The following is a 13,311-nucleotide window of genomic DNA, read 5'->3' on the forward strand; positions in this document are numbered from 1 at the left end:
GTCAGCGCCGCCAGGCGGCCGCGTCTGGAAGCCCGCTGCTGATCATCACATCGAGGCCCGGCTCGGGGGCGAGCGCGTCGAGATCGCTGCTGGCCACCGTACCGGACGGCAGGTCACGGAGAATCGCCCGCACATGGCCCGTCCGCGGATCGCGAAGGATCGCCAGCGGCGGCTCGCTCCCCTCCCGCATCTCGGCGACACCGCCTGGCCCCGAGAGCGAGAGGCTCGCCAGTCCTGTCTCCCATTCCGCCTGGACCGGTAGCGCGAAGGTGAACCCGGAACGCCCGTCTCCGTCCGCGATCTCCGGCATATTGAAGCTGAGCGAGAAGAGTTCGCTTCCGTCCACGCGCCTTCCCGTCAACTCGTACGGTCCCCCGGAACGCGGGACTACCGGGGAGGTGTCGATGAGGAAGGCGGGATCCAGGGACGGGACGCCGTCCGCAGTGGCACGGCCGGATACGAGAAGCGACCTCGTTGCGGCGGCCGGGGCCCGGGACGCCGCGCCCTCGTCCACAAGGCGGTAGCGCAGCGAGTTCGTGAAGTAGTAGTCGCTGATCCACTCGGGTGGACAATAGCTCATGAGATCCGCCCAGTCGGGCGGCACGAGCGACCCGCCGTCCCGGGGATCGTAGCCCCAGGCCCCGATCGCCCCGTTGGGCCAGGGGAAGGTCGGGTCCGGCCCCGCCGCGCTGCCGCAGTCGGCATGGCGGAGGTTGAAGTTGTGCCCGAGTTCGTGCGCGATCGTGGACTCGCTCAGCTGCGACATGCTCACTTTGCCACCGATATATGCGACGCCTCCGGCGCCTTCGGGCTCGGGCAGGAGACCCTTCCAGTGTCCCGTGCCCCCCTCGATCGCCCGGATGCGTCCGACCTCGTTCAACACGGCGAACGCACTGTTCGAGGCGATCGTGACGCTCTGGTGTTTCGTGATCACGAAGGCGCCCACCGGAAGCAGATTGTTCGTCTGCCAGAGGATCTCGTGGTTCGGATGGATTTCGCTGACGAGCGTCACGGCGGCGGGATCGCTGTTATCGGTCCAGACGAACGGGATCAGGGTGAGGCGGAGCGTGGGCATGGCCCTCACGTCGATCGGCGCCCGTCCCGTCTCGGGAATACGCTTCGCCACCCCGAGTCCCGGATGGAGCGTCCCGGCGGGATCGATCTCGATGACCATTTCCAGGCCGGGTTGAATCACCGCACCGTGGATCTCCGCATTGGCGGACAGGTCGAGTTCGCCCTCTTCCACCTCGGTCGGGATCGGGGATGAACCGGCGGGAATTTCCACCACATGGGTCTCCACGCCGTCAACGAAGAACGTGGCTCGGACCGGCGGGATCGCCGCGGAGGTCTCCTCACCGGACGTGATGAACACCCGGAGCAGCGCGCTCTCTCCGGCCACAAGCGGGACGGGGTAGTCGCGCGATTGCACGGCCTGCGTCAGATAGGCGTCCGACTGTCCCTCCGCCCGGCACGGCCGGATACGCCGCTTCAGGATCGCTTCCACCCAGGTCCGAAAGGCGGGTTGGTCGGGCACGCACAGCGCCGTGCCGCCCGCAAGCAACTCCCTCAGACCCACCGAAGTCAGGCTCTCCGGGAGCGGACCCGACAGCTCTTCGTTGTCCTGAAGGTGCAATTGCTCGAGCGCCCTCAAGTCGCCGAACGCGGGTGGCACTGAGCCGGAGAACCTGTTGTCCCGCAGCCACAGCGCTTGCAGCCGATCGAGCTGGCCGAGTTCCGCGGGCAGGGGACCCGAGAGGTCGTTTCCGCCAAGATCGAGCCATTGCAGGCTCCCCAGCTCACCCAATTCGGGCGGCACCGCTCCCTCGAGCAGGTTGCTGGAGAGCCTCAGCCCCTCAAGGTCGGAGAGGGCTCCGACTTCAATGGGGATCGAACCCTCGAGCAGGTTGTTGTTCAGGTAGAGCCATCGAAGGTAGACGAGGTGGCCCAACTCCGGCGGGACCGTGCCGCTCAACTGATTGTCGTTCAGGGACACTTGGACCAGTCGCGTGGCATTCCCCAGCTCCGGCGGGATATGACCCCGCAGGTCGTTCCCGGCGAGACCCAGCGACCCCAGTTCGGGGAGGTCGCCCAGTTCGACCGGGATTTGACCTGTAAGGCGATTGAAATCCAGCCCGAGGAAGCTCAGTCGCGGGAATCTCGCGATCTCCGGTGGAATCTGCCCCGCGAGTCGATTGTCGATCAGGTTGATCCCGGTGACCCTCCCCGCTTCATCGACCTGGATGCCGTACCAACTCGCGAGCGGTGCGTCGGTCAGCCAATTCGCCGAGTTCTGCCAGTTCCGTCCGCCCAGGGCCTCGAAGAGCCCCGCGAGATCCGCCCGTTCCTCGTTGCAGGCCAGTTCCTGGCCCTCGCGCGACGGGATGGCGCCCAGCCACTCGCGAAACGCCGCATCGCTCGGCGTGCACAGCATCGTGCCGCCGTAGTGGAGTGCCTGGAGGCCGAGTCGGGAGAGAGAGATGGGCAACGGGCCCGTGAGCGCGTTTCCATCCACTCTCAGTTCGGTGAGGAGGGCCAGATCGCCGAGGCTCTCCGGAAGCTGGCCGCGCAGTCCGTTCTCGCTGAGGTGAAGCGTCAGCACCCGCCCGTCCGGATCGGCCTCGACCCCGAACCAGCTTCCGAGCGGAGCGTCCGTCGTCCAGCCGTCCTTCCCGGTCCAGCTCCCTCCGCCCGCCGCGTTGTACAGGTCGATGAGCGTGGCGCGGTCCTGGCTCTGGACCGTGAGGGGTGCGGACGCCGTGGCGGGCCCGGAGGTGGCGGTGACGCTCGCCCGTCCCTCCCTGAGGCCCGTCACGAGACCGGTGGCATCAACCGTCGCGACCGCAGGATCGCCGCTCGTCCATGTCACGGGCGCACCGGAGATGACCCGGGCACGTTCGTCCAGGACGCGCGCCACCAGGCGGACGGTGTCGGCCGCAACGACCACGGCCGGATTCGGCTCCAGCGTGACCGTGGCCGGCTGCGGCGCGGGCGCGGGGGGAGGTGGGGGAGGCGGCGTGACGCCCTCGCCGCAGGAGAGGAGGGCCAGCAAAGCGCCGAGAGCTGCCGCACGAGGGGGTACACCGCCGCGAGTGGCGCCGGGGCTCCGGCCGGAAGTTGTGCTGGTTCGCCTTGCGATGGGTCCGCCTCCGGGGCAGGCGCGTCGTCAACGGGCTGTCATCCGCAAAGGTACCAAGCCGCGCCGGGCCGCGCGCCCCGCCCTGAGAGACGGAACGCGCGGCCCGGTGCGTTGCGGCTTTACCTCGGGACGCCCTTCAGGGGCGCCTGAACCGGAGTCAGCGCCTCCAGGCCGCTGAGCCGGGCAGCCCGCCGCTGACCATGATGTCCAGCCCCGGCTCGGGGGCCAGCGCATCGAGGGCACCGGGGCCCATGGCGCCGGCCGGCAGGTCGCGCAGGATGGCCCGCACATGGCCCGTCACGGGGTCGCGCATGATCGCCATCGGCGGTTCGCTCCCCTCCCGCATCTCGACCGTGCCCCCTGGCCCGGAGAGCGCGAGGCTCGCCAGCTCCGACCCCCACTCGGCCTGGACCGGAAGCGCGAACGTGAAGCCGGAACGCCCGTCGCCGTCCCAGACCTCCTGCATATCGAAGCTGACCGAGAACAGGTCGCTGCCATCCGCGCGCCTGCCGGTCAGCTCGTACGGCCCTCCGAAGCGCGGCACGACGGGCGTCGTCTCGACGACGAAGGCGGGATCCAGGTGGAGTGCCCCGTCGGCGGCGGCGCCGCCCGAGACGATCAGGGTCCGCGAAGCGGCCGGCCACACCTCGACCGTATCCACGAGCCGGAAGCGCAGCGCGTTGGTGAAGTAGTAATCGCTGACCCACGTGGGATCACAGTAGCTCATGAGATCCGCCCGGTCGGGGGGCACGAGCGACCCTCCGTCGCGCGGATCGTATCCCCACACGCCCGTCCGTGCGTTGTCGTAGGGGAAGGTCAGGTCGATGCCCGCCGGGTCCCCGCAGTCGGTATGGCTCAGGTTCAGGTTGTGTCCCAGTTCGTGCGCGATCGTCCCCACGTTCAGCCGGGAGACGCTGATCTTGCTGCGGTTGGGGTTGGGGATGGCCCCCAGATACGCGACGCCCGAGGCCCCCGTGGGGTTCGCGTTGAGACCCATCCAGTGTCCGATCCCCTCCTCCAGCATCCGGATTCGGTCCAGCTCATCCAGCATTTCGAAGATGTTGTTCGAACTGACCGTCACGCTCGGGTGTCTCGTGATCTCGAAGGCGCCCACCGGGAGCAGGGTGTTGACCTCGAAGAAGAGGTCGTGGTCCGGCGTGGCGCCGGTGACGAACGCCTCGGCCTCCCGGTTGTTGTCCGCGGTCGAGATGAACGGAACCAGAGTGAGTAACAACGGGGGCACTTCCCTGACCTCCACCGTCGCCCGCCCTTCGGCGGGGATGCGCTTCGCCACGCCGAGCGCCGCATCGACGGTCCCGTCGGGGTCGACCTCGACGACCATCTCCAGGCCCGGCTGAATCACCTCGGCGGGGATCTCGGCGTTGGCCGAGAGGTCGAGTTCGCCCACCTGCACTTCCGTCGGAATCGCGGACGACCCGGCGGGGATGTTCGCCACGTGCACCTCCGCCCCGTCCAGGAAGAAGGTGGCCCGGACCGGCGGGATGTTCTCGGTCGTCGCCGCTTCGGACATGACGAAGACGCGCAGCAGCGCGCTCTCGCCGGCCACGAGCGGGACCGGGAATTCGCGCGATTGTGCCGCCTGCATCAGGTAGGCCTCGGCGTGCCCCTCCGCCCCGCACGTCTGGACGCGCCACTTCGCGACCACGTCGTTCAGCCAGGCTCGGAACTCGGGCTCGACGGGCGCGCACAGCCCGGTGTCGTACGCGATCAGTTCCTCGAGTGCCGTCATCGAGGTCAGCTCATCCGGCAGCGGACCCGACAGGTCGGGATTGTTCTGGAGGTGCAACCAGATCAGCGCGTCCAAGTCACCGAACTCCGGCGGCACCGGGCCGGACAACATGTTGTTCTGCGCCGAGATCTGCAGGAGGCTGCCGAGCTGGCCAAGCTCCGCCGGGAGGGGGCCATCGATCATGTTGTCGTTGAGCCGGAGTATCCGCAGGCTGTCGATCTGGCCAAGTGCTGCGGGAAGGGGGCCCGACAGCAGGCTGTTGTTGTAAAGCCGGAGTGATTGAAGCTTCCTGAGCCCTCCCAAACTCTCCGGAAGAGGGCCATCGATGCGGGTATCCGAGATCCGCAGTAGCCGCAGTTCGGTCAGCGCTCCGAACTCCTCGGGAATCGAACCGTCGAACCGGGCCTCATACAGGTGGATTTCCCGGAGGCTGGCGAGGTTGCCCAGCTCCGGCGGGATGGGGCCGCTCATTTGGTTCCCACCCATCCAGAGTGTTCTCAGCTTCGCGAGCTTCCCGATCTCGGGCGGGATCTGGCCCTTGAACTCGTTGCCGTCCATGTCCATCCGCCGCAGCTCGGTGAGTTCGCCGATTTCCGGCGGGATTTCGCCTTCAAGGCGGTTGTAGTCCAGGCGCAGCACTCGCAGGTGCGGGAAGTATCGGACCTCCGGAGGGACCGTTCCCGAAAGGTTGTTGCGGTTCAGGTTGATTTGCGTGACCCGCCCCGTCGTCGAATCGACCGCGATGCCGTACCAGTTCCCCAGCGGCGCGTCGGTCCCCCAGTTGGCCGATTCCGTCCAACTCGCTCCGCCCATGGCTTCATGGAGCTTCATGAGGTCCGACCGTTCCTCGTTGCAGGCGATGAACTCGCCGTCGCGCGTCGGAATGGCGTTCAGCCACGCCTGGAACCCCTCGTCTCTCACCGTGCACAGCATCGTGCCGCCGTACTGGAGTTGCTGAATGGCCAGCGCGGAGAGAGAGGCCGGGATGGGACCCGAGAGGCCTTCGTTTCCGTTCACCTGCAGTTCGGTGAGGAAGGCCAGATTTCCGAGGTCTTCCGGAAGCTGCCCGCTCAGCCCGTTCTCGCTCAGGCGCAGCGCGGTCACGCGGGCGTCCGCGTTCGCCTCGACGCCGTACCAGCTGCCGATCGCTTCGTCGGACCCCCAGTTCTCCCTGTTCGTCCAACTCGTTCCGCCGGCCGAGTCGTGGAGGTCCATGAGCGTCGCGCGGTCCAGGCTTTGCACCGCCGCGGGCGCGGAGGCGTTGACCGGTCCGGACGTGGCGGTGATGCTCGCCTGTCCCTCGCGGATCCCCGTCACCAGACCCGACGCATCGACCGTCGCGACCGCCGGATCGCTGCTCGTCCACGTCAGCGGGGCATCGGAGATGACCCGTGACCGGTCATCCAGGACGCGCCCCCTCAGACGGACCGTGTCGCCCGCCACGACGACGATCTGCTCGGGCTCGATCGTGACCCGGCTCGGCGTTGGAGCCGACGGAGGCGCGGTCGGGGGTGGCGCCGTAGTGTCCTCCCCGCCGCAGGAGAGCAGCCCGAAGAGCACGCCGAGGAGGGCAGTTGACAGCACGATGCTTCGCGGGGTGTGTACGGGATGTTCGTCTGGATTGGCGGTGGCGTGTCTCATGGTATGTCCGCGGGTTGTTGGGAAGACCGTCTTCAACTCGATGCATAGAAGAATGCATACCGCATAGCCCCACCCTAAACAAGGTGTTTTCACCCCAAACAAGGTGGGTGAAGGCGATCCCGATCAGCAGGTCCCCAAGTGTCGGGTGAAGAAGGCCCGGAGCCGGGAGTACATGTCGATCGAGCTCGCGGGGTCCCGGAACCCGTGTCCCTCGGGGTACGTCATCGACTCGGACTCTTTGCCGAGCGCCTCCAGCCGCTCGACCGCCCGGTCGCAACCGATGGATCGCCGCTCGTCCAGGTCACCAGAGCACCGGAGATGACTCGCGAGCGTTGGTCGAGGACGCGCGCCCTCAGGCGGACGGTGTCGCCCGCGACGACGATGGCCGGATTCGGTGCCAGCGTCACCGTTGTCGGCCGTGGTGAGGGCGCGGGAGGAGGAGGAGGAGGAGAGCAGGGGGAGTCACGCCCTCCCCGTGGGAGAAGAGAGCCAGGAAGACGCCGGGGGCGGCCGAGCGCGGAGCTACACCGCCGCGTGCGGCGCGGGGCCTCCGGCCGGAAGTCGTGCCAGCTCGCCCTCGCATGGGTCCGCCTCCGGAAGAAGAGTCGTCGTCAACGGGCCATCAACGGGAAGGTACGAGGGGGCGCCGGACCGCGCGCTCCATCCCGCGGGACGGGGCGCGCGGCCAGCTCCCGAAGTGGGTCGAAGACGACCCTTTGGAGGCGCCTGGGCCGACTCAGCGCCTCCAGGCCGCTAAACCGGGTAGCCCGCCGCTGACCATGATGTCCAGCCCCGGCTCGGGGGCCAGCGCATCGAGGGCACCGGGGCCCATGGCGCCGGCCGGAAGGTCGCGCAGGATGGCCCGCACATGGCCCGTCACGGGGTCGCGCATGATCGCCATCGGCGGTTCGCTCCCCTCCCGCATCTCGACCGTGCCCCCTGGCCCGGAGAGCGCGAGGCTCGCCAGCTCCGACCCCCACTCGGCCTGGACCGGAAGCGCGAACGTGAAGCCGGAACGCCCGTCGCCGTCCCAGACCTCCTGCATATCGAAGCTGACCGAGAACAGGTCGCTGCCATCCGCGCGCCTGCCGGTCAGCTCGTACGGCCCTCCGAAGCGCGGCACGACGGGCGTCGTCTCGACGACGAAGGCGGGATCCAGGTGGAGTGCCCCGTCGGCGGCGGCGCCGCCCGAGACGATCAGGGTCCGCGAAGCGGCCGGCCACACCTCGACCGTATCCACGAGCCGGAAGCGCAGCGCGTTGGTGAAGTAGTAATCGCTGACCCACGTGGGATCACAGTAGCTCATGAGATCCGCCCGGTCGGGGGGCACGAGCGACCCTCCGTCGCGCGGATCGTATCCCCACACGCCCGTCCGTGCGTTGTCGTAGGGGAAGGTCAGGTCGATGCCCGCCGGGTCCCCGCAGTCGGTATGGCTCAGGTTCAGGTTGTGTCCCAGCTCGTGCGCGATCGTCCCCACGTTCAGCAGGGAGACGCTGATCTTGCTGCGGTTGGGGTTGGGGATGGCCCCCAGATACGCGACGCCCGAGGCCCCGGTGGGGTTCGCGTTGAGACCCATCCAGTGTCCGATCCCCTCCTCCAGCATCCGGATTCGGTCCATCTCATCCAGCATTTCGAAGATGTCGTTCGAACTGACCGTCACGCTCGGATGTTTCGTGACCTCGAAGGCGCCCACCGGGAGCAGGGTGTTGACCTCGAAGAAGAGGTCGTGGTCCGGCGTGGCGCCGGTGACGAACGCCTCGGCCTCCCGGTTGTTGTCCGCGGTCGAGATGAACGGAACCAGAGTGAGTAACAACGGGGGCACTTCCCTGACCTCCACCGTCGCCCGCCCTTCGGCGGGGATGCGCTTCGCCACGCCGAGCGCCGCATCGACGGTCCCGTCGGGGTCGACCTCGACGACCATCTCCAGGCCCGGCTGAATCACCTCGGCGGGGATCTCGGCGTTGGCCGAGAGGTCGAGTTCGCCCACCTGCACTTCCGTCGGAATCGCGGACGACCCGGCGGGGATGTTCGCCACGTGCACCTCCGCCCCGTCCAGGAAGAAGGTGGCCCGGACCGGCGGGATGTTCTCGGTCGTCGCCGCTTCGGACATGACGAAGACGCGCAGCAGCGCGCTCTCGCCGGCCACGAGCGGAACCGGGAATTCGCGCGATTGTGTCGCCTGCGTCAGGTAGGCCTCGGCGTGTCCCTCCGCCCCGCACGACTGGACGCGCCACTTCGCGACCACGTCGTTCAGCCAGGCTCGGAACTCTGCGTCAGTGGGCGCGCACAGGCCGGTGCCGCCCGCGATCAGTTGCTCGAGTGCCGTCAGCGAGGTCAGTTCATCCGGCAGCGGACCCGACAGGTCGGGATTGTTCTGGAGGTGCAACCAGATCAGCGCGTCCAAGTCACCGAACTCCGGCGGCACCGGGCCGGACAACATGTTGTTCTGCGCCGATATCTGCAGGAGGCTGCCGAGCTGGCCAAGCTCCGCCGGGAGGGGGCCATCGATCATGTTGTCGCTGAGCAGGAGTATCCGCAGGCTGTCGAGCTGACCAAGCTCCACCGGAAGGGGGCCCAGGAGCCTGTTCCCGGTAAGGTCGAGCAGCTGGAGCTTCTTGAGTGCTCCGAGGGCCCCCGGCACGGGGCCATCGAGCCGAGTGTCGCTTATGTCCAGGAGCCGCAACTCGGCCAACGCGCCGAACTCCTCGGGAATCGAACCATCGAAGCGGGCGTTATACAGGTGGATTTCCCGGAGGCTGGCGAGGTTGCCAAGCTCCGGCGGGATGGGGCCGGACATTTGGTTCCCGCCGATCCAGAGTACTCGGAGGTTCACGAGGTTCCCGATCTCGGGCGGGATCTGGCCCTTGAACTCGTTGCCGTCCATGTCCATCCGCCGCAGCTCGATGAGTTCGCCGATTTCCGGCGGGATTTCGCCTTCAAGGCGGTTGTAGTCCAGGCGCAGCGTCCGCAGGTAAGGGAAGTGTCGGACCTCCAGAGGGACCGTTCCCGAGAGGTTGTTGCGGTTCAGGTTGATTTGCGTGACCCGCCCCGTCGTCGAATCGACCGCGATGCCGAACCAGTTCCCCAGCGGCGCGTCGGTCCCCCAGTTGGCCGATTCCGTCCAACTCGCTCCGCCCATGGCTTCATGGAGCTTCATGAGGTCCGACCGCTCCTCGTTGCAGGCGAGGAACTCGCCGTCGCGCGTCGGAATGGCGTTCAGCCACACCTGGAACCCCTCGTCTCTCACCGTGCACAGCATCGTGCCGCCGTACTGGAGTTGCTGAATGCTCAGCGCGGAGAGAGAGAACGGGATGGGACCGGAGAGGCCCTCGTTTCCGTTCACCTGCAGTTCGGTGAGGAAGGCCAGATCTCCGAGGCCTTCCGGGAGCTGCCCGCTCAGCCCGTTCTCGCTCAGGCGCAGCGCCGTCACGCGGGCGTCCGCGTTCGCCTCGACGCCGTACCAGCTGCCGACCGGTTCGTCGGAGCCCCAGTTCTCCCCGTTCGTCCAACTCGCTCCGCCGGCCGAGTCGTGGAGGTCCATGAGCGTCGCGCGGTCCAGGCTCTGCACCGTCGCGGGCGCGGAGGCGTTGACCGGTCCGGACGTGGCGGTGATGCTCGCCTGTCCCTCGCGGATCCCCGTCACCAGACCCGACGCATCGACCGCCGCGACCGCCGGATCGCTGCTCGTCCACGTCAGCGGGGCATCGGAGATGATCCGTGACCGCTCATCCAGGACGCGGCCCCTCAGACGGACCGTGTCGCCCGCCACGACGACGATCTGCTCGGGCTCGATCGTGACCCGGCTCGGCGTTGGAGCCGACGGAGGCGCGGTCGGGGGTGGCGCCGTAGCGTCCTCCCCGCCGCAGGAGAGCACGGCAAGGAATGCGCCCGCCGTCACTATGACGTACCCGATATTGCGTCGCCTGCGACCGATAGATCTTCCTGGGCTTGCAGTGGTTCGTCTCATGATGCACCCGTCCCTGGTCCGAAATGAGGTTGCCACCGACTGACATCAACCGGCTGCGCCGTGTCACCCGGTTCTACATGGTGATAATCCTAGGCGGCGCAGTATCGTCCGGACGCCCCCAATATCAGGGGGATCCGAGATGCCGGGTGAAGAAGGCCTGGAGACGGGAGTACATGTCGATCGAGTTCGCGGGGTCCCGGAACCCGTGTCCCTCCGGGAACGTCACCGACTCGAACTCCTTGCCGAGCCCCTCGAGCCGCTCCACCGCGAGTTCGAAGTTCTCGAACGGGGCCCGCACGTCGTATTCCCCGTGCATGATGAGCACGGGCGCGGTGATCCGGTCCATGCGGTCGAGGGTCTCGGTCTTGGCATAGATCTCGGGGCGTTCCTCCGGCGTGCCCCCGTGCCCCGTGATCGCGAAGATCTTCCCGACCCGGTCGGCGTAGGGCAGCGTCCTGGCCTCGGAGTAGATGCCGCGCATCGGCACGGCCGCGTCGAACTTGTCGGGCGTGCGCGTGATGGCCGACATGGACTGCATGCCGCCGTAGCTCCCGCCGTAGATCCCCACACGCCCGTTCACGTAAGGCTGGGCGCGCAGCCAGTCCGCCGCGGCGCCGGGATCCTTCGACTGGTCGTTGAGCCAATCCTCGATGGAGAGGTCCTGGAACTCGCGTCCGAAGCCGGACCCGCCCCGATAGTTGGTGGCCAGCACGACGAACCCCTCGTTCGCGAGATACTGCTCGACGGGGTTCGTCCCCTGCATGTACGAGTTCGTCCCGCCCCCGTGCACCTGCACGAGCGCCGGGCAGCCGGGCGGTTCGGTACCGTCGGCGAGCGCGCTCCGGATCGCGGGCGGCAGATACAGGAAACCCTGCATGTAGAGCCCGTCGAAGCTCCGGAACGAGATCTCCGTGGGCCGCTGGACGCCGGCGAGGCGGGGAGTGAACGACGTCAGCTTCCGAGGCGTCCCCCCCTCCAGATCCAGGAGCCAGGCTTCCCTGCCCTCGGTCGCCGCGTCCCGCGTGAAGACGGCGCGCCGCCCGTCCGGGGTCGCATGCAGCGACGACCAGGCGCCACCCACGTTCGTCACGCGCGTGGCCACGCCGCCGGCGGCCGGAACCGACCAGAGTTCGAAGGCACCCCGCTGCTGGTACGGGAAGTAGATCCGCTCTCCGTCTCCCGCCCAGAACGGATCGAAGCGCATGATCGCGTCGGTCGCGTACACCTGCATCTCGATCGGCGCCTCGCGCACCGCCCGCGGGGCCGGTCCCGAAAAGTCGAGGTCGATGCGGTAGAGATAGGCGAGATCCTGGTACCAGTACTCGTCCTTCGCCGTCCCCATGAGGACGAGGCTCGACCCGTCCGGGGACCACACCGGATTCGACGAGGCCATGAGCGAGGTCGAGATCTGGTGCGCCTCCCGGGTTCCCGTGTCGATCAGCCACACGTCGTCGTGCCACCAGTCGGCCCGGTTGGAGATGTAGGCGATCCAGCGGCCGTCCGGGGACCACGCGGGGCTGAATCGGCCGTCGTCGGCCTCGGCCGCTTCGGTCGTCAGCTGCCGGGGCGGCGACTCGCCGCTCGCGTCGACGAGCCAGATGTCCTGGAAGCCCGACGCGGTGGAGTAGTAGGCAAGCGTCGCGCCATCCGGCGACCAGGAGGGCGCCCGCAGGCCCGCCACCTCTTCGACGATCGCCCGTCCCGTCCCGCCGGCTGCGGCGACGTGGAGCGCACCCCCGGCGAGGAACGCGATCCGCTCCCCATCGGGGGACCAGACCTGCGAGCCGCCGCGCCGCCAGAAGGTGGAGGGACCGTCGGCCTCCGCCCCCGCCCGCATCAGGTGGATCCCGCTTCCGCCGCCGTCGGGTGCCGGCCCCGAAACCGCGATCATCTCCCCGTCGGGCGAGAGGACGGCGCGTCCCGCCCCACCACCTCCCCTGAAGACGTTCTCGAGCGTGAGAGGGATCCCGTCCGTCGCGGGGTCGGTGGACGGGAACGAGCAGGCCGCCCCCGTGAGCGCGAGCAGAGCCGCGCCGAGGGGGAGAGACGGCGAGGGTCGCGACACGGTTCCTCCTGCGTCGGGTAAACGGCAGAGATCGCGGCTCCGGCGGCTTTCCATGAGTATTGCCCTCCGCCCCGGCGGGACAATACCGATTGAGGGGACGATGCGACGATCTTCCACCACGCGGGGGGAGCACGACCGTGACCGAGCCTGCCGTAACGCTGACCGACTACGGGCTGACCCTGCTCTGCGCGATTCTGGCGTGGCGGGCGGGGTCGACGGTGAGGGCGGAACTGCGGCCGTGGGCGATCGGGCTCTTCGCCGGCGCGGGCGCGGCGGCGCTCTTCGGGGGAACGGTGCACGGGTTCTTCGGCGACGCGACGACGGTCGGCTACCGCGTCCTCTGGCCCGCCACCATCCTCGCGGTGGGGACGACGGGTCTCGCCGCGTGGGGGCTGGGCGCGCGCGTCGGCGGAATCTCGGCTGGCGGCCGGCGGCTCACACGGATCGTGCTGGCCGCCTTCGTCGCGTGGGTCGCGCTCGTGCTCGCGGGGCAGCAGGCGTTCGTGATGGCGATCGTCTTCTACCTGCCCGCGGTCATCTATCTGACGGTGCGTTTCGCCCGGTTGTACCGGCGGGGGCCAACCCCGAGCCGCCGCGAGGCGCTCATCGGTTTCGGGCTGACCTTCGCCGCCGCCGCGATCCAGCAGCTGCGGATCCCGATCCATCCGGTCTGGTTCGACCACAACGCGCTGTACCACGTCGTGCAGGCGGTCGCGTTCGTCCTGTTGTTCCGGGGCGTGAGCGGCGAGTAA

Annotated in this window: 5 protein-coding genes; 1 reads left to right on the forward strand and 4 read right to left on the reverse strand. The window is 68.4% G+C overall.

Features of this window, described 5'->3' with window-relative positions; genetic code table 11:
- Position 1: 1 nt before the first annotated feature.
- The 4 genes from ACPXY0_RS08600 to ACPXY0_RS08615 form a co-directional block, all read right to left on the reverse strand.
- Positions 2-3,049, reverse strand: a complete 3,048-nt coding sequence (locus ACPXY0_RS08600; protein WP_423930275.1) for an Ig-like domain-containing protein — start codon at positions 3,047-3,049, stop codon at positions 2-4.
- 244 nt (positions 3,050-3,293) lie between these two features.
- Positions 3,294-6,527, reverse strand: a complete 3,234-nt coding sequence (locus ACPXY0_RS08605) for a leucine-rich repeat domain-containing protein (RefSeq protein ID WP_423930277.1) — start codon at positions 6,525-6,527, stop codon at positions 3,294-3,296.
- Between the two features lie 736 nt (positions 6,528-7,263).
- Complete coding sequence (locus ACPXY0_RS08610) at positions 7,264-10,425, reverse strand: leucine-rich repeat domain-containing protein (protein ID WP_423930279.1); 3,162 nt, start codon at positions 10,423-10,425, stop codon at positions 7,264-7,266.
- A 193-nt stretch (positions 10,426-10,618) separates the two neighbouring features.
- Positions 10,619-12,559, reverse strand: a complete 1,941-nt coding sequence (locus ACPXY0_RS08615) for a prolyl oligopeptidase family serine peptidase (RefSeq protein ID WP_423930281.1) — start codon at positions 12,557-12,559, stop codon at positions 10,619-10,621.
- Between the two features lie 137 nt (positions 12,560-12,696).
- On the opposite strand from ACPXY0_RS08615, the gene ACPXY0_RS08620 reads away from it, so the two are divergent.
- Complete coding sequence (locus tag ACPXY0_RS08620; RefSeq protein ID WP_423930283.1) at positions 12,697-13,311, forward strand: DUF6962 family protein; 615 nt, start codon at positions 12,697-12,699, stop codon at positions 13,309-13,311.

It is taken from the genome of Candidatus Palauibacter sp., from assembly GCF_965237495.1.
Lineage (GTDB): Bacteria > Gemmatimonadota > Gemmatimonadetes > Palauibacterales > Palauibacteraceae > Palauibacter.

Excerpts from the sequence above, each read along its gene's own strand:
- ACPXY0_RS08605 (WP_423930277.1), bottom strand. The coding sequence starts at position 6,527 with ATGAGACACGCCACCGCCAATCCAGACGAACATCCCGTACACACCCCG.